17 protein-coding genes are annotated in these 20,803 nt (G+C 58.3%); 5 read left to right on the top strand and 12 right to left on the bottom strand.

Annotated features, from left to right (window positions below):
* The first annotated feature begins 821 nt into the window (after positions 1-821).
* Both KOL99_RS21590 and KOL99_RS06760 read left to right on the top strand, forming a co-directional pair.
* Positions 822-1,544 (top strand): PEP-CTERM sorting domain-containing protein, encoded by a 723-nt coding sequence (locus KOL99_RS21590; RefSeq protein ID WP_236025864.1) that lies wholly within the window; start codon positions 822-824, stop codon positions 1,542-1,544.
* A gap of 295 nt (positions 1,545-1,839) precedes the next feature.
* On the top strand, positions 1,840-2,376 hold the full coding sequence (locus tag KOL99_RS06760) for a hypothetical protein (RefSeq protein ID WP_216509719.1): 537 nt from the start codon (positions 1,840-1,842) through the stop codon (positions 2,374-2,376).
* 435 nt (positions 2,377-2,811) lie between these two features.
* On the opposite strand, the gene ftsH is transcribed toward KOL99_RS06760, so the two are convergent.
* From ftsH to KOL99_RS06740, 4 genes are all read right to left on the bottom strand, one after another.
* A complete protein-coding gene (ftsH, locus tag KOL99_RS06755; RefSeq protein WP_236025862.1) occupies positions 2,812-4,704 on the bottom strand; it encodes an ATP-dependent zinc metalloprotease FtsH in 1,893 nt (630 codons plus the stop codon).
* 72 nt (positions 4,705-4,776) lie between these two features.
* Complete coding sequence (locus KOL99_RS06750; protein WP_216509718.1) at positions 4,777-5,265, bottom strand: adenosine-specific kinase; 489 nt, start codon at positions 5,263-5,265, stop codon at positions 4,777-4,779.
* A gap of 84 nt (positions 5,266-5,349) precedes the next feature.
* The gene (gene amrS / locus KOL99_RS06745) at positions 5,350-6,360 is read right to left on the bottom strand and encodes an AmmeMemoRadiSam system radical SAM enzyme (protein WP_216509717.1); all 1,011 of its coding nucleotides are present in this window, start codon (positions 6,358-6,360) and stop codon (positions 5,350-5,352) included.
* 62 nt (positions 6,361-6,422) lie between these two features.
* Positions 6,423-6,833, bottom strand: coding sequence for a hypothetical protein (locus KOL99_RS06740; protein WP_216509716.1), 411 nt, complete (start codon positions 6,831-6,833; stop codon positions 6,423-6,425).
* Between the two features lie 674 nt (positions 6,834-7,507).
* On the opposite strand from KOL99_RS06740, the gene KOL99_RS06735 reads away from it, so the two are divergent.
* Entirely contained in the window at positions 7,508-9,406 is a 1,899-nt protein-coding gene (locus KOL99_RS06735) for a UvrD-helicase domain-containing protein (protein ID WP_216509715.1), read from the top strand.
* Between the two features lie 589 nt (positions 9,407-9,995).
* On the opposite strand, the gene KOL99_RS06730 is transcribed toward KOL99_RS06735, so the two are convergent.
* The 3 genes from KOL99_RS06730 to KOL99_RS06720 form a co-directional block, all read right to left on the bottom strand.
* Entirely contained in the window at positions 9,996-10,364 is a 369-nt protein-coding gene (locus KOL99_RS06730) for a hypothetical protein (RefSeq protein WP_216509714.1), read from the bottom strand.
* A 215-nt stretch (positions 10,365-10,579) separates the two neighbouring features.
* Positions 10,580-13,267, bottom strand: coding sequence for an HYR domain-containing protein (locus KOL99_RS06725; protein WP_216509713.1), 2,688 nt, complete (start codon positions 13,265-13,267; stop codon positions 10,580-10,582).
* A 56-nt stretch (positions 13,268-13,323) separates the two neighbouring features.
* Positions 13,324-13,638, bottom strand: a complete 315-nt coding sequence (locus KOL99_RS06720) for a PilZ domain-containing protein (protein ID WP_216509712.1) — start codon at positions 13,636-13,638, stop codon at positions 13,324-13,326.
* 385 nt (positions 13,639-14,023) lie between these two features.
* Between KOL99_RS06720 and KOL99_RS06715 the strand changes: the two genes are divergently transcribed.
* Positions 14,024-14,719 carry a helix-turn-helix domain-containing protein gene (locus KOL99_RS06715; protein WP_216509711.1) on the top strand — a complete coding sequence of 232 codons (696 nt, stop codon included), beginning with the start codon at positions 14,024-14,026 and terminating at the stop codon, positions 14,717-14,719.
* A 64-nt stretch (positions 14,720-14,783) separates the two neighbouring features.
* On the opposite strand, the gene KOL99_RS06710 is transcribed toward KOL99_RS06715, so the two are convergent.
* Positions 14,784-15,095 carry a hypothetical protein gene (locus KOL99_RS06710; protein ID WP_216509710.1) on the bottom strand — a complete coding sequence of 104 codons (312 nt, stop codon included), beginning with the start codon at positions 15,093-15,095 and terminating at the stop codon, positions 14,784-14,786.
* Positions 15,096-15,268: 173 nt separating this feature from the next.
* Here KOL99_RS06710 and KOL99_RS06705 point away from each other — a divergent pair, with 173 nt between their 5' ends.
* Complete coding sequence (locus KOL99_RS06705) at positions 15,269-15,829, top strand: YcbK family protein (protein WP_216509709.1); 561 nt, start codon at positions 15,269-15,271, stop codon at positions 15,827-15,829.
* Between the two features lie 100 nt (positions 15,830-15,929).
* Here KOL99_RS06705 and nhaD read toward each other — a convergent pair whose 3' ends face one another.
* The 4 genes from nhaD to KOL99_RS06685 form a co-directional block, all read right to left on the bottom strand.
* Positions 15,930-17,213, bottom strand: coding sequence for a sodium:proton antiporter NhaD (gene nhaD, locus KOL99_RS06700; RefSeq protein ID WP_216509708.1), 1,284 nt, complete (start codon positions 17,211-17,213; stop codon positions 15,930-15,932).
* A 161-nt stretch (positions 17,214-17,374) separates the two neighbouring features.
* Positions 17,375-18,754 (bottom strand): TRAP transporter large permease, encoded by a 1,380-nt coding sequence (locus KOL99_RS06695; protein WP_216509707.1) that lies wholly within the window; start codon positions 18,752-18,754, stop codon positions 17,375-17,377.
* Positions 18,751-19,425, bottom strand: coding sequence for a TRAP transporter small permease (locus KOL99_RS06690; RefSeq protein WP_216509706.1), 675 nt, complete (start codon positions 19,423-19,425; stop codon positions 18,751-18,753). Before KOL99_RS06690 ends, KOL99_RS06695 begins: the two co-directional genes overlap by 4 nt.
* A gap of 75 nt (positions 19,426-19,500) precedes the next feature.
* On the bottom strand, positions 19,501-20,511 hold the full coding sequence (locus KOL99_RS06685) for a TRAP transporter substrate-binding protein (protein WP_216509705.1): 1,011 nt from the start codon (positions 20,509-20,511) through the stop codon (positions 19,501-19,503).
* Positions 20,512-20,803: the final 292 nt, after the last annotated feature.

The raw sequence follows: 20,803 nt of genomic DNA, 5'->3' as shown, positions 1-20,803 counted from the left end.
TGGCGCCTGCTGTGTCTAAAATTCCTGTTTGCTTTTTTAGCTGATAGGCAGATAATTACTCTTACCTGCTATGAAGGCCATCGCGCAAGAGGGATGCTAAGCGCAATCTAGTGCCTCTCCCTAATGTGACAGCCTTCAAAAACAGGGAAAAGCTCCCGCTCCACCAGCACCCGGTTCTGAAAAAACCGACAGCTGCGCGTAGACATTGTGAGCATTAAAGACGCTACTCTGTCACCGGGAGCCACCACCGAAACTGCTTTGGTCAGAGACCGCACTCAGGCTTGCTTAAAAAACAAGTCCAAGAGCAGCGGCAACCTCCCAAAGCAGTTTCTTTTTTGTGCCCAGCCGAATTTGCAGTTATATTTCCCCGCGTCTTCAGTCCAACGTCTCCTTTTTTCCTATTTTTTCCACGGCTCACCTTCTCCTGTGAGCCTATTCTCAAGGTGTCTTTAGGGCTCGTTGGCGATTCAACTGAACCCACCCCCGTAACCACCGATGGCCGGAGAAAATCCGGCTTTTTTTATTTCTTGACATGCACTTGCTGTTGCAATCGCCTTAAAACGGCCTTCTTGCTCATCAGGTAGCTAACCATGTATCGCAAATCTGTCGGTTTTCTTTACATAATCGTTTTGCAGCGCATGCGACAAGATAATAAACCTCATGGGAACAGGTGGTTATAAGTTTGGATGTGAATTTGCATATACTGACTTATAACACAGAGGGAAGTTTTGCGTGTTCCTAATTAAATGCAATGCAGTGTGTTGCATAGGGATAATCTGAATTTTAAGTTATCTGGCGATACTAAATATTGGGGAGGAATTATGCTCTCGAAAAGTATCAAGATAAATTCAATCTTCACTACATTCTTGGGGCTAATATTATTACAAGTGGGAAATACATATGGGTACACTATATCCTTTGAACCTATAGACCAAATTGTTTGGGCTAATGATAATTCAGGTGAAAGTCTTCCTGTAGCGTATGATGATAATTGCGCTGAGTTGATAGGCGTTAACTTTAGGCCTTACAATAATGAGTATTATCAGGTGAATGCGGGTACATCAGTTACTTCAGGTACATCAAGAGTATTTGCAGATAACAACGTATATTCCAACGCTTTTATCGAATTTAATACTTGGAAAACTTTGTATTCCGGTTGGTACGAAATTGACCACCAATTCCGTGGAACATTTTTATTGAATATTAAATCAGATGCAAACAATAACGAACCTATTCCCCTGATAAGTAGCGTTAATGGTATAGCAGGTGGAAAAATTACGTTATTCGACGATTCCTGGAGCAAGATATACGAATCTTATGATTATCCTAGTTTAAATGATGCAATATTGTCGCCAGAAGTAAACTATTACATGCAGGTAAGTTTATTCCATGATAGTTTGTCTGACATTTCAGATTATCAACATAATCGATTCGAGTTTTCTCTTGTTGAGACATCTCCTGTCCCCGAACCCTCAACCATCCTCCTCCTTGGTGCTGGTCTTGTAGGTCTTGCAGCATACGGCAGGAAGAGAATTAAGAAATAAGTCGGAAAACTTTATACTTTCCAAGAGGGCCATTCAGTCGAGTGGCCTTTTTCTTTATAGTTAGCATGCAGTAATCATTCACTAATTAAACATATCTGGTTATCTGCTTCGCTCAAGTTGGGGATAGGCCCGTGGTCACGAGGCGCCAGTAATTGGTTTTGAGGCAGCCGCAAAGCTGAGGGGGCAATGACCTTCTGGAGGTATGGCTAGAGGTATCAGCCCAAGGTTTTACTTGAGGCTATGTCAATGATATGTTACTAGATTTGCTCTTCACTTACCTACACAGGAGGAACAAATGAATCGTACTTTTGCTGTGTTAATGGCAGGAATGGCTCTAGTGACCTCAGCGTGCAGCAGCAGTTCTCAGGCAGACTCAGTTGATGCTAACACCAAAATGTTAGCTTCTAACATCATTATTGACAATTCAAAGACAACGCTTTCTGCTACAACGCTACAGTCAGCCATCGAAGAACTTGCTCCAGCCACTTTATCTTCTTCTGTTATAGTTGGTAGCTGGAACATTCTCAACTACCCTGACAAGAGTACAGGATCAGTTACTTTTAATTCTGACGGGACTTACAGTGTTACCAGCGGTGCTTTCAGAGTTTCTGGAAACCTTGTAGACGCTCCATACACAGGGAAGTGGAAGATGATTGAAGGTACTTTGCTGGAGTTGGTTCCTGATGTCACAGATACATACCATGGAACTACAGGGAATGATTCTGGCGTGCTTGATGCCTCATCCAAGTACCCCTCTGCACTTGTGTTTACCAAAAGTAAAATAATTCTTAAAGATGCCTCAATGGTTTCGATATTGAGTCCTGCTAAATAGGAAGGGGAGGGAGTACCTGGAAGACCACCTACAGTTTCCCAGGTACTCCCCTTGCCACACTACAGGATCTTCTTCAGCATCTCCCGTAGCATCTTCAACAGAGGTTCAACCGCTTGGCGCATCAGTTCCTTGAAGTCCTTCCTCCGCTCAGGGATTCGTTCCTTCTCGGAGACTCTCGGTTGAGGTGTCTCTGCTATCGGTATCACCCGTTGTTTGTTCAGTTCTTCCTTCCGAATTTGTGGTATTTGGTCACCAGACCATCTAACGCACTACTTCTGCCAAGGTACACCCTGTATAGGATGGATGACCTCTCAGCTTCCGAGAGAGTCCGGTTCCTACTGATTCGGGTGAGGCGGGAGATAGGGGAGAGGACCTCCTTAAGGCGTGGAAATTAGCTTCACATCTGAAGGCTCAGCAGCGGTCCCCCGCAACTGCTCACTGCACTATGCTCGTTTGCGGCGAGGCATCCCGCAGTATCCGCTCCACATCCGCCCTCTCGAGTACTTCTTCCTGCAGCAGCGCCCCTGCCAGGACATCAAGGGCATGCCTTCTGTCCTTCAGTATCCGGGTCGCGGTTGATTCGGCCTCCCTTATGATCTGCTGGATCTCCTGGTCCATGACCCAGGCCATTTCCTCGCTGTAGCGTTTGGGTAGGGAAAGCTCCCTGCCGAGGAACGGATGTTCTTCGCCGCGGCCGAGGTTCATGGGGCCGACCTTGTCGCTCATCCCCCACTGAGCCACCATCTTCTCGGCCAGCACGGTGGCGTCTTTGAGGTCATTCTGCGCTCCGCTGCTAAACTCGGCGTACACCATCTTCTCCGCGACCCTGCCCGCAAGGCTGATGCTCAGCCGGTTCATGAGGTAGGAGCGGGGATAATAGTGGCGATCTTCCCCCGGAAGGAGCTGCGTCACTCCCATCGCCATGCCACGGGGGATGATGCTGACCTTGTAGATCGGATCTGCGCCCGGCAGTTCCCAGGCGACGAGGGTGTGGCCGGCCTCATGGTAGGCGGTTATCCGCTTTTCCTCGTCACTGATGGTCAACTCCTTGACCGATCCCATCAGGATGATGTCCTTGGCTTCGCTGAAATCATGCGCGTCCACCAGCTCCTTTCCCTGTCTCAAGGCCACCAGCGCTGCTTCGTTAGCCAGGTTCTCCAGGTCCGCGCCGGTCATCCCCGGCGTCCCCTTGGCCAGGATTTCAAGATCCACATTCGCCGCCAGCTTCTTGCCGCGTACGTGGATTTTCAGGATCCCCTTACGTTCCTTCCATCCGGGCCGGTCGATCACGATATGGCGGTCGAACCTCCCCGGCCTGAGCAGCGCAGGGTCCAGAACATCGGGTCGGTTTGTCGCGGCCATGACGATAACTTCCTCATGGGGATCAAATCCGTCCATTTCGCTCAGCAGCTGGTTCAAAGTCTGCTCCCGCTCGTCATGACCGCCGCCCAGCCCCGTGCCCCGGGTCCGGCCGACCGCGTCGATCTCGTCGATGAAGATGATGCTCGGATGCGTGCCCTTGGCCTTCTTGAACATATCCCGGACGCGTGAGGCGCCGACCCCCACGAACATCTCGACAAACTCGGAGGCGCTGATGCTGTAAAAGGGAACTGCCGCCTCACCTGCCGTAGCGCGGGCTATCAGGGTCTTGCCGGTCCCCGGCGGGCCGACCAGCAGCACCCCCTTGGGAACCTTCGCTCCAATCCTCTCGAACCGGGAGGGGTCCGTCAGGAACTCGATGGTTTCCCTCAATTCCAGTTTGACGTTGTCCATGCCGGCAACGTCGTTGAAGGTCACGCTCGGCTTGTTGACGTCATAGAGGCGGGCCTTGCTCGCGCCGAAGGTGAAGAGCCCTCCGGGGCCCCCCTGTATCTGCTGGTTCTTTCGTAATATCACCAGCCAGACACCGATGATGAACAGCCAGGGAAGCAATGTGAGCACCGTCTGCCACACCACGCCATGTTCGGCAGATTCAATGCTGATGGTCACCTTTTTTTCCTGCAACTGGGCAAGGAGTCCCTCCCCCTGGAAAGGGGGAAGTATGGTTCTGAAATATTTCACCTGCGCGGGCTTCTCCCCTTCCTGCAGCGGGAGGCTCGCCTCGTTGCGCAATTCGCCGCTCAAGGCTTCCTTCCTGATGAGCACCGATTTGATATTGCCCGCGCCAAGCTGCTCCACGAACTGGCTATAGTTGATCGTATGGCGCAGGGGGGCGTTGACGTTGAACGTGCTGTTCCATAACGACAATAACAGAACAACGAGCAGGAACAGTGCGACCTTCCAGAAATTCATGATATCGGGGGGGGAGCCTTGCTTAGTGTCATTCATGATCCACTCGTGTCTGGGGTGCACCTTTAGGATGCGGCCCCTTTAGATTCTCCGTTTTTCACTTGGCATCTCTCAACGCTTGTAACCGATGCGACGCAGCAGGTCGCGCCGTTCCTGCCGGTCCTCGTCCGTTTCCACCCCTTTGGGTGGCAGGCCGTCGATGACGCCGAGTATCCCCCACCCCTGGAGCGTCGAGGCAACGACAACCTGGAGCGGATTGGCCGTGGCGCAGTAAATCCGGCACACTTCCGGGCAGTTCTTGATCTGGTTGAGCACGTTTATGGGGTAGGCATCGCGCAGCAAAACGCAGAAGACATGACCGGCGCCGATCGCCTTGAGCACCTGCACACATCCCTGGACCAACTCTTCATCGTTCCCCTCGGTCCTGATCAGGCACGGGCCGGATGCTTCGGTGAAGGCCACTCCGAAGCGAGCCTGTGGTACCGTCGTGGCGATGACTTCATACAGGTCCTCGGCCGTCTTGATGAAGTGGGTCTGACCGATGATTATGTTGGACCCCTCGGGGTACTCGATTTTTACATCATGTATTTCCACGTTCATAAGTTTCTCCTTTGGCTGACCAGGCAACCCGCGACCGTTTCGGCGTTTTCAGTTAGTTCCTGCCAGGTGGTTTGCCCGGACGTTTCACATGCCGAGGCCCGCTATGGTGGTGTCGCACTCAGGACAGGCTCCGTTGCGGATCCTGTTGGTAACGATTGCAAAACCGTAACGCTCGATCAAAAGGGTGGAACATGAGGGGCACCAGGTATTCTCTCCACCCTCACCGGGCACATTGCCTTCATAGACGTAGCGCAGGCCGGCGGCGCGGCCGATGTCTCGCGCCTTGCGCAGCGTGTCCACCGGTGTCCGTGGCCGGTCGGTTAATTTGTAGGTAGGGTAGAACTGGGTCACGTGCCAGGGGGTGTCGATCCCCAGGTTTGTGACGATGAATTCCGCTATCCCCTGCAACTCGGCCTCTGAATCGTTCAGTCCCGGTATGATCAGCGTGGTCAGTTCCACCCAGATCCCCTGCCGGCGATATTCGATGATGGAGTCGAGGACTTCGAAGAGACGGGCATGGACCACGTCCCGGTAGAAGCTCTCGGAGAAGCCTTTGAGGTCGATATTGGCCGCATCGAGGTAGGGCGCGATCATGGAAAGCGCCTCCTTGCTGATGTAGCCGTTGGTGACGAAAACGTTGCTCAGGCCCGCCTCTTTGGCAAGGAGGGCGGTGTCGTAGGCGAATTCGAAGAAAATGGTCGGCTCGGTGTAGGTGTAGGAGATAGAACGGCAGTCGGCACTCCGGGCCCTTTGTACGATTTCCAAGGGGGAGCGCTCAGTACCTGTAATGGGGGCGCCACGCTCTATCTGGGAAATGGTGTAGTTTTGGCAATGGCGGCAGTGGAAGTTGCATCCGACCGTGGCTATGGAATAGGACCTGGTCCCCGGCATGACGTGGAAGAGCGGCTTTTTTTCGATGGGATCGACATGCTCGGCGCAGAGTTTGCCGTAGACCAGGCTGTAGAGTGTACCGCGCCGGTTTTCACGCACGGCGCAGATTCCACGGGCGCCATCGGCTATGTGGCAGCGGAAGCGGCAAAGGCCGCAGCGGACCGTATTCCCTTCTTCCCGCTGGAAAAACAGTGCCTCTTTCATGGCTCCCCCCAGCGCTTCCTGTTTCAATTCCCGGGGCTTTTTCGCGTGGCCGTCACCTGTAGCTAATGAATTTGGATCCGGCTGACGTCAGGCGCGGAGATCTGGTAGGCTCCGTCTCCAGTGTCCCCGTGGAAGACGGCACCCGTGCGTATAGTCAGTTGGAGGCGATGACCGGATTTTAGCAGCAGGTCGGCTGGCACCATATCGCCACTGACAGGGCCAAAGCCGATTTCTTTCAGATCGTGGAAGAAGACACTCATTTCTCCCGCCCCTCGTTTCCCCTCGAGAAAAACCTTGCCGTTTACAGAAAACCTGGTCAATTCGATTTTCATTCCGGAGCGGTCGGTAAGCTGCACCTTGATGTTCTCATCCGTTTTGGGCACCTCTCCCTCCGGTGCTCCCCCAAGGCTACCCATGCCCATCAACACGGCGGTTGTTATAAGGACCAGCGCGGCAGTCATAAGGTTTCTCATACCGTCTCTCCTTTCCATCGTCAAATTGGATGCAGCTAACGCCGGTGCCATAGAGGGGGCACCCGCATAACACGGACTTCATTTTCCTCTGCGTCAATGACATGCTCCACGCAGGAATTGCCCGGCTATAACGTTTGCCCAATGCACTGACAGTATATCACTTTGTTATGGCCACGTTGCTGGGCATGTCCAGTCCGCGTTGAGCGTTGCGAGGCAGAGCGGTACTCGAACAACGGAAAGCTGACGATAAAGGCAGAGGAGGGAGCCACAGGAGCGACCACTATCGACACAACAAAAAACATTACAAAACATCTGAAACATAACGTGATCATCACAACCTTCGGTTACGCTTTAATCCCGGTTCTTGGTAACGTTACTAGCATCAAATCAATGCGCTGTATGTCGGCTGAACGAGCCTTTTGCCGCCCTCGTTTTTCTTACAGGTTGCCTGGGTATGGGGTGTGGATATGGCAGGGGTGGAAAAGCCTTCCAGTTTCTCTGGGGCTAACGGGAGGCCTCGCGCGTATGCTGGAAGAAAGCGCTTGAAAGCGGGGCTGAATGTGGGTATATCTAGTCCGCGAGCGTTGCGAGACTAAGCGGTAACGAATCATCAAAGGTTAGGCACTTGCGGGTTTCCTGCGGGTGCTTTTTTATGTTTTGGCTGTGGGGAGTTGATGGAAATTGTAAAACAGGAAATCGAGCGGCTGGACAGGGTGCATGAAGCGATCGGGCGGTACGCGGTCGACCGGCTGCAGACGATCGGGAGGCACGAGGCGTACACGAAGGAGCTGGAACAGCAGCGCCTGGCGTCGGTGGATTGGCGCGAGAAGAACGATCTCGCGGAGAAGCTGATCGAGCACGGGCACCACTCGCCGCGCAAGTATCTTCATGAATTCACCCAAACGGCCTCTCCCTACTTCGGCATTCTCGGCATCCACGACAACGACCGCAGGATCGGCAAGAAGGAATACCTGATCGGCAATCAGACCCTCATGGTCGGCCAGCGTGTGATCGTCATCGACTGGAGAAAGGCGGAAATCACCGGCCCCTTCTACGAGGGGTACGACATCGGCGAGGAATACGAGCTGACCATCAGAGGGGTCGAGAGGGAAGGGGTGATCACCCGCCGGGACAAGGTGACCATCACCAGGAAGGTCCTGAACCGGATCGAGACTCCTTCGGAAACCTACGAGCTGCGTGACGGCGCGTGGCATGTGAACGGCGGTGTTGCCGAGTCGACTGCCGATACCAAGGAACGGACCGAGGACCACCGGATGGTGGACTCCATCGCTGCTCTCATCTCCCCGGAGCAATTCCGGGCCATCACCAAGTTGAGAGACGGCGTCGTCGTCATAAACGGCGCGGCCGGAGCGGGCAAGACCACGGTGGCGCTGCACCGGCTCTCTTTCCTCATGTTCGACGCACCGGAGAAGTACCGCCCGGAGCGGTGCATCGTCCTCATGTTCAACAGGGTGCTGCGCGACTACGTCAAGCAGAGCAGCGACACCCTGCTGGGCCCGGTCCGCGTCGACACCTACAGCGCCTGGTCCCTGACGGCGCTCGCCGCTCTCGGCGTCCATTCGTTGAAAACGGTCTTCGACGATCCCTTCGGGGCGCAGAAGAAAAGCAGCAGGGTTCCGGCTCTTCTGGCGAAATACGTGAAGGAGACCACGAAGATCGAGCCGGTCACCGACCTGTGGCGTTTTCTCATGCAGGACTACGTCGTCGCCGCCCTCTGCACGGATTGCGGCGCGCAGTTCCAACAGGTGGCCCAGAGGAAGTTCGCCGCGAAGGAGCGGACGGTCTCGTTCTCCGACGTCAGCATCTTGCTCCGCCTGGCTCAACTGCGGCGTCCGGCTGGTACCGTCGTCCTCGGTGCGCTCAATGCCTACGATCACATCGTGGTCGATGAAGCCCAGGATCTCTCCTCGCTGGAACTTCGTACCATCGTTGCCGCCACCTCCGCGGCGCGCAGCCTCACCATCTGCGCCGACGAAAAGCAGCAGATCCTCGGTTTTCTCGACTCCCAAGGGTTCTCCAGCGTCATCGCCCAGCTCCAGTCGCAGGGGCTCGAAAAAGAGAACCTGACCGTTTCCTATCGCTGCCCCAAGGAGATCGTCGACCTGGCTGCCCAGGTGAGCGGCCGTAACGCCGACACCACCAAGGCCCACTCCGGCGTGGTCGACGTCCATTCCACTAATAATGCTGGTGAGTCGATGGTGAAGATCCGGGAACTCGTCGAGGCGTTGGTGCACGCGGCGCCAACCTCGCTTACCGGGGTCATCTGTAAGAAGAAGTCCGATGTCAAAGCCCTCCACGTATCGCTCGCCGGCGTACCCGGTCTGCATGCGGAGGGGGAGGTCTCCTTTTCCCCCGGCGTCCAAGTGATCCATGCCCACGCCATCAAAGGTGTCGAGTTCTCCAACGTCATCCTCTACAACCCCAGTTCTTACGACTATCGCCAGACCGACCCCGACAGGAACCTCCTGTACGTCGCTATCACGCGCGCCTGCAAGACCCTCCACATCGTCCACCATCAGCCGCTGGCGCAGGGGCTTCGTTCTGCAGTTTAGGCTGGAGACCCAACGTCAACACGGTTGGCGTTCTGGTACGCGCGATGTGGTACTCCATTGTGGGGTAGCGGAGCTCTGGTACGAGCGATGTGGTACGCCACGTTCGGTTAATGGAGCTCTGGTCCGCGCGATGTGGTGCTCCACGTTCGGATAATGGCGCTCCGGTACGAGCGATGTGGTACGCCACGTTCGGATAATGGCGCTCCGGTACGCGCGATATGGTACGCCATGTTCGGATAATGGCGCTCCGGTACGCGCGATATGGTACTCCATGTTCGGATAATGGCGCTCCGATAGGCGCGATGTGGTACGCCACGTTTGGATAATGGAGCTCTGGTAGGCGCGATGTGGTACGCCACGTTGGGATACTGGAGCTCTGGTAGGCGCGATATGGTACTCCATTTACGGATAATGGAGCTCTGGTAGGCGCGACGTGGTCCTCCATTTTCGGATGACAAAGCTATGGTTCGCGACTGGTGGGGGGGCAACTGGTGGGCGGGGCAACTGGAGTGAAAAAAAATCCCCCGAACACGCCGCTGTCGCGGTGCTCGGGGGAACAGTCGATGTGTCCCGTTATGTGGGAAGCGGGCTAACTCCCGGCAGGCACCGGTGTTTTTTTCCTCTTAGGCGGCGTCACCACTTCCAATCCAGCCTGTAGCAGGTCCGGAATATCATCTTCGGTGGCAACCAACTGAAGATATGCCACCACCTTTTTGAATAACTCCACCATCACCTTAAACGATTTGTTGCGCAGCACGATCTGTACGCGATCGTAATTGATGGCGGCTTGAAATTTCTGATCCGCGTCGTCGATCGCCGCTTTCAGCGTCGCCAGAGGTACTGCCTGCTCCGGCGGGTTGCGGTACAACGGAAGTACCGATAAGCCATTGAAGTACCGTTTGCAGTTGGCGAGCACCACGGCAGGCCTGCCTTGCAAGTCATAGGTTAGATGCAGCATGGTCACCTCCACTCTTAGGGTTCGTGGGCGTAAAAATCCGTGCGGCGTGTCCAATATAGCTCATCCCTCCCATTCCGCAATAGAACCATGAAAAAAAATTAACCTGTCCTCCCAATAGATGATTACGGAGGCCGCCTGATGGACAGGGGTGGGCTCCAACAAAAAAGGAGGCGGGGAATTCCCCGCCTCCTTTTCGCTTCTGCTGCTGACTTCGACTATTTCGCGAGCCTAACCGGGAAGGGCCCGATTTTCTGGCCGGTGATGCCGCTTTGGATGTAGATGTTGTATGTCCCGTCGGTGTAACCGGTCGTTTTCCAGTTGAACTGCCAGGTGTTGGTCACGCTGTCGTACTGGAGGCCGCTGGAACCGGCATCGTCCAGGGTGACGAGGTCGCTGGAGGCTACGCCATTGCTTACCAGCTGGATGCTGACGCTGGGCTGGGCACTTGCGCTTGCGATGACCGAACCGGTGCTGTTGGTGAACTGCCACTTGAGCGGGATGGCGCTCTTGATCTTGTAGGCCTTGTTGGCATCGTACGGAGCGAGCAGGCCGTTGAAGCCGTACTGCACGTTCACGTCGAACTTGGCGCTGGTGCCGTTGCCGTGAGCGTCTTTGGCGCTGCAGGTGACGGTGGTGGTGCCCAGGGCGAAGCTGCTACCGGTGCCCGGGGTGCAGGTTACCGGGACGCTGCCGTCGACAAGGTCGGTCGCGGTCGGCTCATAGGTCGCTGCCTGCCCGATGACCACGGTGAGCCCCTTGGGTACGCCGTCGAGTTTCGGCGCCGTGGTGTCCTTCACGGTGATGGACTGGGTGGCGGTACCGGTGTTGCCGGCGGCATCCTTGGCGGTCCAGGTCACTACGGTGGTGCCCACCGGGAAGGAGGCGGGTGCGTCGCTGGCAAGGCTGGTCACCCCTACCGCGTCGCTTGCGTTGGCGCTGCCGGTCGCGACGGTGGTGTTGGGGCCGGTGGCTTCAACGGTGACCGCTGCGGGAGGGGTCACTGCCGGTGCCGTGGTGTCCTTGACGGTGATGGACTGGGTGGCGATGCCGGTGTTGCCGGCGGCATCCTTGGCGGTCCAGGTGACCACGGTGGTCCCTACCGGGTAGAGCGCGGGGGCGTTGTTGTCGATGCTCTTGACTCCCACGGCGTCGGTGGCGGTGGCGGTGCCGATGGCGACCGGGGATTGGGCCGCGGTCGCCTCGACCACGACGGCGGCCGGAGCGGTCACGACCGGCGCGGTGGTGTCCTGCACGGTGACGGACTGGGTGGCTGTGCCGATGTTGCCCGCCTCGTCGCTCGCCGACCAGGTCACTTCGGTGGTGCCAACGGGGTAGACGGCGGGGGCGTTGCTGCCGATGCTCTTGACACCGACGGCGTCGACGGCGGTGGCGGTACCGATCTCGACTGCGGAAAGGGGTGCTGTGGCCTCAGCCACGACGGCGGCGGGCGGGGTCACGACCGGCGCGGTCGTGTCCTGCACGGTGACGGACTGGGTGGCGGTGCCGATGTTGCCGGCATTGTCGCTGGCGGACCAGGTCACGATGGTCGCGCCCACCGGATAGTTGGCCGGCGCGTCGCTGGTGATGGCCTTGACGCCGACCGCGTCGGTGGCGGTGGCCGATCCGATGGCGACCTCGGTCCTCGGACCGGTCGCTTCGGCGGTGACCGGCGCGGGGGGCGTCACGGCGGGCGCGGTGGTGTCCTGGACCTTCACGGAGAACTCTTTGCTGGCTCCGTTTTGCGCGGCATCGGCGACGCTGCAGGTGACGGTCGAGGTGCCCAGCGGGAAGGTCGCGCCCGAGGCGGGGGTGCAGGAGACGGCGATGACGCCGTCGACGTTGTCGGTCGCGGTCGGCGCGGTGAAGGTAACCTCGGCGCCGGCCGCCGAGGTTGCCTCGGCGGTCAGGTTGCCCGGGCCGTCGCCGATGGCCGGGGCGGTCACGTCGAGCACCTTCACGGAACATTGCTTGCTGTCGCTCAGAGAGCCTGCGTCCGTCACCAGGAGCTTGAAGGTCATGGTGTCGTTAACGGAGTCGAGGTGCGGAGCGGCAAAACTCAGGGTAGTGGCGGTCGCCATGTCATAGTTCGGCAGGGTCGCGTTGGGGGTGCCGAGCGCCTGGCTCCATTGGTAGCTCGCGATGCCGTTGTCGCTGTCGGTGGAGCCTGAGCCGTCGAGGGTTATCTGTGACCCCTCGTTCACGCTCTCGGGACAGGAAAGCGCGGCCGTGGGGGGATCGTTCACCCAAAGCACGTTGACGATCTGGTCAGTACTGCTTTTCAAGGAGCCGTCGGAAACGGTCAGCTGGAAACTGAGCGAGGTACCGTTCGGGAAGGGAACCTCCGCGGGAGCGGTAAAGGTCGCTTTCGCTCCATCGGCCGTCAAGGTGACCGCCGGGCCCGTCAACTGGGACCAGGTGTAGGTCAGGGGATTGCTGTCGGGGTCGGAGGAACTGCTGCCGTCGAGAGTGACCAGGGTGCCCTCGTATACCGCGCTCGGGGCGAAGGTCGCCGACGCAACCGGCGGGCGGTTGGTGACCACGTTGGCCACGTTCACGCTCGTGGTGGCACTCTTTTGCTGCAGCGGCGAGCAGCCGCTGACCGTGAGCTTGAAGGTGAGGGTGGCCCCCGACGGGCCAACCTCGGGGGCGGAGAAGGTCGGCTTGGCAGCGGTGGGGTTGTTGAGCGTGACGAGCGGGCCGGCTATCTGTTCCCACAAATAGGCCGTGGCGTCCTTGGAAGATGGCTGGCCGTTCAGCATGACCAGGGTGGGGACGCCGCTGGAGTCCTTCTCGCTAACGCTCTGGTTCGCAGGGGAAATCTGTGCGTCGAGACCGCATGTTCCCGCCATCGCAGGTGCCGCTAACAGCAGGCCAACAACCGTTGTCAGTAATTCTCTTCTCATCTCCTGGTCCTCCTTCTGTTTAGAATCACAGCAAAGTGTTGAAAGCGATACTCAGATCAGCCGTGGCCGATGGCGGCGTTGGCCGTCGTGTCCACCAGGTGTCTCGTGATGGCGACGGCGACGCCCAGACGGTCGGCCTCCGCTTCAACCCGCACCACGTCCGCCTGGCAGCGCAGCCTCACCGTTCGCGTCTGGTTTTGGTGTTCGAGCAGCATGACCAGTTCGAGGGATTCCCCCACGAGGACCTGCTGGTCGGTGAAGAAGTAGAGGCCGCACGAGCTGAAATCGCGGGTGATACCCGTTCCCTGCTTGACTTCCAGCGGGATCTCCCCTTTGAAACGTACCGAGTTTCTCTCAGCGAAGATTTTCATATGTCACATCCGAAACCCGTAAGAACTGTCGCTGGTTGTAGATGATCTATTGATACGCTTTAGTTTCATAGAATTGAATATACAACCGGGCATAATTCTCTATAACTTTTGATATACCCGTGCCGTGTCCGCCCCATCGTGGAACAGGAATGGTGTCGGTGACACTGAGGGTATTGCTTGACCAATCGACTATGCTTTTGCTATGTACATTAGATCATTGTGATCCGAGCGGTGGGAATCTGACGGGTCGAGGGGGAGCGGAGGTCCATCTTGTCGTGGACCGGGTGGGCACTTCTTAACAACCGGCTCTAATTTGTGGGGGTAATTGTCTACAGCAATTTATATGAAAACTTGCTATAAAAGCTTCCCATGTGGAGGGTGGTTAATGACTATTGAAGAAGCTTTTGGCATTGTAATCCGCAGGTTGAGAAGGGAGCGCAACCTCTCCCAGGACAAACTGTCCATGTCCAGTTGCCTGGACCGCAAGTTCATCTCCAACATCGAAGGGGGGAAGCAGCAGCCGAGCCTCGTTTCCATATTCGCCCTCGCCAGTGCCCTCAATACCTCCGCTTCCAGCATCATCTACGAGACGGAATTCATACTGAAGATCAACACGCCTGACCGACTGAGGACCGAGGGGTCGAAGATCGACTGGATCAGTAGCATGGAGATCATGATGAACAAGATCAACAACAGTTACCAGGGGTCGGAGACCATCCTGATCGTCGATGACGAGAAGCAGCTCCGCGAGATGCTGTCCGACTTTCTGGCCAGCTACGGGTACAAGGTGATCACCGCCGAGGACGGACAGGACGCCCTGGAGAAGTACACGGAGAACGGCCCCATCCACCTGGTGGTCCTGGACGTCGTCATGCCGCGCAAGGACGGCATCAGCTGTTTCAAGGAGATCAAGAAGGTGAATCCGAAGGCGAAGGCCGTCTTTATGAGCGGCTACCGGCCGGATCACCTGCACGCGAAGGAGGATTTCCACCTGATCCAGAAACCGTTCTCGCCGGTCGAGATGATCAAGGCGATCCGGATGGCGCTGGAATCGGATTCGGAGCAGCCCTTCGAGTTGTGAGACGAAAATAGGAATATGGAGAGTCAAGGGGAAGGGGAACTCACACGAGTTCCCCTTTTCGCGTTCAGGGGTGCTGGTAGAATAGGCTGAGGATCCAGGCGGTGGCCAGCGTCGAGGAGAACCAGATCAGCGCCCGCGGGGTGATGTCCTTGGGGATGTCGATGTAGGGACGCTCGCCGCGCAGCGACTGGATCTTGTATTCGATGGTCTGCTTGCCATGGACGAAAACGGCGATGGAGACCGGAAACCAGATGGCGCCGGTTATGGTGCAGAGGGCGCTGACCGGGCCGGTGAGGTACTCGCCGGTGGAGAGCATGAGTGCGAGGGTCATCCCCGAGAGGAGCGCCGTGGTCTTGGTGGCATACGGGATCTTCATGGCCTGGCCCCCTGTTTGGGGAGTGGGTGCCGACCAAGAGAGGAAAACATACAAAGGCACATTAGCAAGTTAAAGAGCCGGTTCGGGCATGGCACGGTTGACAGGAAGGGAGGCTTTGTGGTAGCAAGGGATAGCGCCGGCATGCGCTAACTCTCTGATTTATAGGAGTTTATGTGAAAGACACAATGTTGTGCCGCAGGATGTTTCTTAAGTCCTCAGCTTTTTTCGCAGCCACCCTTGTGGGGGCGAAATCGGCGTTCGCGAAATTCATGGAAGGGGGCGGGGTCCCGGAGGGGAAGCTCTCCCTCTACAACGTCAACTGCAAGGAAAGGCTCACCGTCACCTACCGCAACGGCCTCGGCGAATACTGCGACGACGCCCTCCAGGCCCTCAACTGGATCTTCCGCTGTCACCATACCAACGAAACGACCGCCATGGACCTCCGCGTGCTCGAGTACCTGAATCGGCTCGACAACAGCCTGGGCGGTGGCAACGAAATCCACATCATCTCCGGCTACCGCTCGCCCGAGTACAACGCCCGTCTGCGCAGCAGGTCGGCGGGGGTGGCCAAGGACAGCCTGCACATGAAGGGAATGGCCATCGACCTCGCCATCCCGAGGATAGGTCTCGACCGGATCAGGCACACCGCCCTCGCCCTCGCCGCCGGAGGGGTCGGCTACTATCCCCAGTCCGGCTTCGTCCATATCGACTCGGGGTTGTTCCGGGCCTGGTAGGCGCGCGATCCAGGAAAATCCAGACAGACCCGGGCAGACCTTCGCAAACCGGTGGGGGATGATACGGGAGCGGTGGGGTGCCGCAACAGCAGCCGTGGGGTCAGCCGAAAAGCCTGGCCTGCAGCAGGTAAACTGCTATGCCGCCGAAGTAGCCGAGGAGAGCCAAGCCGCTGATCCGCTTCATGTACCAGAAGAAATGCAGCTTCTCGAGCCCCATGGCCGCGACCCCAGCGGCCGAGCCGATTACCAGGATGGAGCCTCCGGTTCCAGCGCAGTAGGCCATGAATTCCCAGAGGAAGCTGTCCGCCGGGTGCTGCGCCAGGTCGTACATTCCCATGCTTGCTGCGACCAGCGGTACGTTGTCCACGATAGCGCTCACCAGGCCGATAAGCGTCACGATCAGGTCGAGGCGACCGACGGCGCGGTCCAGCCAGGTGGCGATCGCCGCCAGGATGTGCGTGTGCTCAAGGGTGGCCACCGCGAGCAGTATGCCGATGAAGAAGACGATGGAGCTCATGTCGATCTTCTCCAAGGCATGGGCGAGGGTGAAGTGCCGCTTGTCCATCTCCTCCTTGTTGCGGTGCACCAGGTCACCGGCGAGCCAGAGCAGGCCGAGCCCGAGCAGGATTCCCATGAAAGGCGGGAGGTGGGTCACGGTCTTGAAGATAGGAACGCTCACCAGGATGCCGATGCCGAGAAAGAACATGAGGTTGCGCTCGAACAGGGTAGACTGGGGCAGGTCACCGTTGTCCAGGCGCACCGGGGCCACCACCTCGCGCCCCCTGAGCTGGTAGGCAACGACGGCCAGCGGCAGCAGGAGATTCACCAGGGCGGGGGCGAGCACGCCTTTCATGATCTGCAGCGTGGTGATCTGTCCGCCGATCCAGAGCATGGTGGTGGTCACGTCGCCGATGGGGGTCCAGGCGCCGCCGGCATTGGCAGCGATGACGATGAGGCCGGCAAAGAAGAGCCGGTCTTCATGGCGGTCGAGGAGCTTCTTCATCAGCGAAATCATGACGATGGTCGTGGTGAGGTTGTCAAGGACGGAACTCAGGAAGAACGTAACGAATCCGACCAGCCACATAAGCGAGGAGAGCTTGCTGGTTTTGATGTGGGTGGTGATCACCTCGAAGCCGTTATGCGCGTCGATGACTTCCACTATGGTCATGGCCCCGATCAGAAAAAAGACGATCTGCGCCGTCGCGGCCAGCGACTCGTTCAACTGATGCACGACCACGTGGCTTTCCGGACCGAGAAGGGCGTACACCGACCAAAGAAGGCCTGCGCCCAAAAGAGCCGATGACGACTTGTTGATCCTGATCGGATGCTCAAGGGCGATGGCCGCGTATGCGACCAGGAATATTGCTACCAGCAGGGGGATCATAGGTGTGCTTCCTCAGTCGGGCGTTAAGGGGAACTCGGCATTGATAGCGCAACTCTTCCCGGGGGTAAAGGTTTTTCGGGTGCATGTCATAGGTGTGGTTGAAAAAGGGCCTGTCCGATGGACAGGCCCTTTTTGTTGCTGCACCTGCTAAACGTGACCGGCTAGTAGCCGAGCGCGCGCGGCAGCCAGAGCGAGATGATCGGCACGTAGGTGACGAGCAGCATGAAGCCGAGCATGGCCAGGAGCCAGGGCCAGACGGCGACGGTGAGCTCCGATATTCCCATCTTGGTGATGCCGCTGGCAACGTAGAGGTTCAGGCCCACCGGCGGGTGGCACATGCCGACCTCCATGTTGACCGTGATCAGCACGCCGAAGTGCACCGGGTCGATGCCGAGCTTCATGGCGACCGGGTACAGGATCGGGGCGAGGATCAGGATGATGGAGGAGGGCTCCATCACGTTGCCGGCCAGAAGCAGCAGCACGTTGGTGACCAGGAGGAAGGAGACCACGCCCAGGTTGTGGCCGAGGATCCAGTCCGCCATGAGCTGCGGGATGTTCTCGTGCGTCATCAGGAAGGAGAAGAGCACCGCGTTGGTGATGATGTACAAAAGCATCGCCGACATGCTGGCCGAGTCGAGCAACACCTTGGGTACCTTCGCGAACGGCACGTCGCGGTAGACGAAGACGGCGATGACAAAGGCGTAGACCGCGCTCATGGCCGCGGCCTCGGTCGGGGTGAACATGCCGGAGTAGATCCCGCCCAAAACGATGACGATCAGGAACAGGCCCCAGATGCTGTCGCGGAACGCCTTGGCCCGCTCGCCCCAGGTCGCCTTCTTCATGCGGGGCATGTTGCCCTGCTTCGCCCGCCACCAGGCCACGAGGCCGAGCAGCGAGGCGAGCATGAGGCCCGGGATGACCCCGCCCATGAAGAGCGCGCCGACCGAGGAGTTGGTGGCGACGCAGTAGACGACCATCGGGATGGACGGGGGGATCAGGATGCCCAACGAGCCCGAGGTGGTGATGACGCCGGCGCCGAAACGCTTGGGGTAGCCGGCGCGCACCATGGCGGGCATCATGATGGAGCCGATGGCGACAACCGTCGCGGGGCTCGAACCGGAGACCGCGGCGAACAGGGCGCAGGCCATGACGCCGGCGAGCGCCAGACCGCCGTGCCAGTGGCCGACCATGGAGGTGGCGAAGTTGATCATCCTCTTGGCGACGCCGCCGTGGGTCAGGAAGTTGCCGGCCAGGATGAAGAACGGGATCGCCATGATCTCGAACTTCTCGATGCCGGTGAAGAGCTTCATGGCCACCGCCTCGGTGGGGACCTCCGAGAAGAAGAACAGGAAAGTGAGGACGGTAAGGCCCAGGGCGATGGAGATGGGCATGCCGGTCAGCATGAGCGCCAGCAAGAGCGCGAAGACGATGCCGGTGCTGCCGAGGGTGGCTATCGCTCCAAGGACGACGGCGATGCACAGGAGCCAGGTGGCCGCCTTTTTCTTGGAAAACTGTTCCCAGCCAGCTACTGCAGTACTCATTTCACACCCCCCTGCGCGTCCTTGTGGTTGAACTTGTGCTGCTCGTACTCCTCCAGTGCGTCCGTGGCGTCCAGCGAGCCGATCTCGTCGATGCCGTCGACGTGGGCGTGGTCGTGGTGCGGCAGTTCGCCGGTGCGCAGGAAGGCGAAGCCGACCTGGAGGAAGCGGAAGCACATCAGGTAGGAGCCGAGCGGCACCGCGGAGTAGACGATCCAGGTCGGCCACTCGAGGTCGGGGGTGGTGGGGCCCTCGATCAGCTCGGTGACGTTCATGCCCAGCTTGTTGAACAGGGCGTAGTGCAGGCCGTTCTCCCAGACGAATTTGGCGCCCAGGGTGCCGATGAGGCCGGTGAAGAGCGCGCCGCCCAGGATGGCGATGATGACGGTCACCTTGCGCCAGGAATCGGGCATGCGGGTGACCAGGACGTCGACGCCGACGTGGATGCCGCTACGGACGCCGTACGCGGCGCCGAACTTGGCCATCCAGACGAACATGTAGATGCAGAGCTCCTGCGCCCAGCTCATGTTAATGGCAAGCAGCCAGTCCTGCAGCCCCGGGATGGGGAGGCCGGACAGATAGCGATGGCCGACGGCCAGGGCGATGATCACCGTGGCGGCGCCGATGAGGAAGGTGATGATGATTTCCTCAAGATGGTCAAGATACTTCATCATGATGGGCTTCTCCTGGAACTCGTTGAACGGCCGCCGCGAAGCCCGCGGCGGCCGTGACGTACAGGTCGGTAGAGGTTAGTTCGCGCTGTAACCGGTGGCGGCGTAGACTTCCTTGACGATGTCGGCACCGATGCGCCCCATGTTCTCCTTGTGCGCCTTGTCCATCGTCTTCTTCCAGGCGGCGCGCTCCTGCGGGGTCAGGGAGATCAGCTGGCTGCGGCCGGACTTCTTGACGGCGGCAAGAGCCTCCTCGTTGTCCTTCTTGGCCACGTCGTTGGCGTACTTGGTCGCGTCCTTCATGCACCCTTCCAGGATGGTGCGGATGTCGGCCGGCAGGCCCATCCAGAACTTCTTGTTGACGATGACCGCGTAGCCCAGGTAGCCGTGGTCGGAGAGGGTGACGTACTTTTGCACCTCGTGCATCTTCTGGGTGTAGAGGTTGGAGGGGGGATTCTCGGTGCCGTCGACGACGCCGGTCTGCAGCGCCTGGTACACCTCGGAGAAGGCGAGCACCTGCGGGATTGCGCCTGCGGAACGCATCTCGGAATCGAGCACCTTGGAGGACTGGATGCGCATCTTCTGCCCCCTGAAGTCGGCGACGCTCTTGATGGGCTTGTTGGCGCTCATCACCTTGAAGCCGTTATCCCAGTAGGCCAGGCCGAGGATACCCTTGGGCTCCAGTTTCTTCAAGAGCTTCGCTCCCACCGGCCCCTGGGTAACCTTGTGCAGTTCCTGGTAGTTGTCGAAGATGAAGGGGAGGTCGAAGACCTCGAACTCTTTCACACCCAGCGGAGCGAACTTGGCCAGCGACGGCGCGAGCATCTGCACGGCGCCCAGCTGCAGGGCCTCCATCTCCTCCTTGTCCTTGTAGAGCTGGCTGTTCGGGTAGACCTCTACCTTCACGCGCCCCTTGGTGCGCTCCTCGGCCAGTTTCTTGAAGTAGTCGGCGGCCTGCCCTTTGGGTGTATGCTGGGCGACGACGTGGCTGAACTTGATGACGATGGGTGCGGGTGCGGCAAATGCGGTCACGGGCAGGGCAAGGGCTGCGGCCATGACCAAGCTTTTAAAACAGGCTTTCAGGTTCATACGATACTCCTCCTTGAGTGGTGTGCTGCTGGTATTAGAACCGGTTGATTAACTGGATGCTGCTCGCGTCCGGTGCCGCCGATGGCGCGACGTATACGATACATTGTTATACTGCAACAGCGGTGCCACGGCCCCGGCGGCGTAACATGCCGTTTTTGGTGCACCGCTTTCGGCAAAATGATGGTTGTGGCGCTGTGCGGTGGCCGAAATTCGCCACTTCGGTGGCGGATAGTTGCCAGGGTGAGGTGTCGGAGCAGGATTAGAATGAGGTGGGAAGGGGCAGCGTAGCGCG

This window comes from Geomonas azotofigens (assembly GCF_018919395.1).
GTDB classification, from domain to species: domain Bacteria; phylum Desulfobacterota; class Desulfuromonadia; order Geobacterales; family Geobacteraceae; genus Geomonas; species Geomonas azotofigens.
Note: the sequence above shows the minus strand (reverse complement) of the source record. Positions and strands in the feature narration are given on the sequence as shown.

Excerpts from the sequence above, each read along its gene's own strand:
- KOL99_RS06725 (WP_216509713.1), bottom strand. The coding sequence starts at position 13,267 with ATGAGAAGAGAATTACTGACAACGGTTGTTGGCCTGCTGTTAGCGGCA.
- KOL99_RS06730 (WP_216509714.1), bottom strand. The coding sequence starts at position 10,364 with ATGCTGCATCTAACCTATGACTTGCAAGGCAGGCCTGCCGTGGTGCTC.
- KOL99_RS06690 (WP_216509706.1), bottom strand. The coding sequence starts at position 19,425 with ATGATGAAGTATCTTGACCATCTTGAGGAAATCATCATCACCTTCCTC.
- KOL99_RS06740 (WP_216509716.1), bottom strand. The coding sequence starts at position 6,833 with ATGAGAAACCTTATGACTGCCGCGCTGGTCCTTATAACAACCGCCGTG.
- KOL99_RS06735 (WP_216509715.1), top strand. The coding sequence starts at position 7,508 with ATGGAAATTGTAAAACAGGAAATCGAGCGGCTGGACAGGGTGCATGAA.
- KOL99_RS21590 (WP_236025864.1), top strand. The coding sequence starts at position 822 with ATGCTCTCGAAAAGTATCAAGATAAATTCAATCTTCACTACATTCTTG.
- KOL99_RS06685 (WP_216509705.1), bottom strand. The coding sequence starts at position 20,511 with ATGAACCTGAAAGCCTGTTTTAAAAGCTTGGTCATGGCCGCAGCCCTT.
- amrS (WP_216509717.1), bottom strand. The coding sequence starts at position 6,360 with ATGAAAGAGGCACTGTTTTTCCAGCGGGAAGAAGGGAATACGGTCCGC.
- KOL99_RS06710 (WP_216509710.1), bottom strand. The coding sequence starts at position 15,095 with ATGAAGATCCCGTATGCCACCAAGACCACGGCGCTCCTCTCGGGGATG.
- KOL99_RS06750 (WP_216509718.1), bottom strand. The coding sequence starts at position 5,265 with ATGAACGTGGAAATACATGATGTAAAAATCGAGTACCCCGAGGGGTCC.
- KOL99_RS06695 (WP_216509707.1), bottom strand. The coding sequence starts at position 18,754 with ATGAGTACTGCAGTAGCTGGCTGGGAACAGTTTTCCAAGAAAAAGGCG.
- nhaD (WP_216509708.1), bottom strand. The coding sequence starts at position 17,213 with ATGATCCCCCTGCTGGTAGCAATATTCCTGGTCGCATACGCGGCCATC.
- KOL99_RS06720 (WP_216509712.1), bottom strand. The coding sequence starts at position 13,638 with ATGAAAATCTTCGCTGAGAGAAACTCGGTACGTTTCAAAGGGGAGATC.
- KOL99_RS06760 (WP_216509719.1), top strand. The coding sequence starts at position 1,840 with ATGAATCGTACTTTTGCTGTGTTAATGGCAGGAATGGCTCTAGTGACC.
- ftsH (WP_236025862.1), bottom strand. The coding sequence starts at position 4,704 with ATGAATGACACTAAGCAAGGCTCCCCCCCCGATATCATGAATTTCTGG.
- KOL99_RS06715 (WP_216509711.1), top strand. The coding sequence starts at position 14,024 with ATGACTATTGAAGAAGCTTTTGGCATTGTAATCCGCAGGTTGAGAAGG.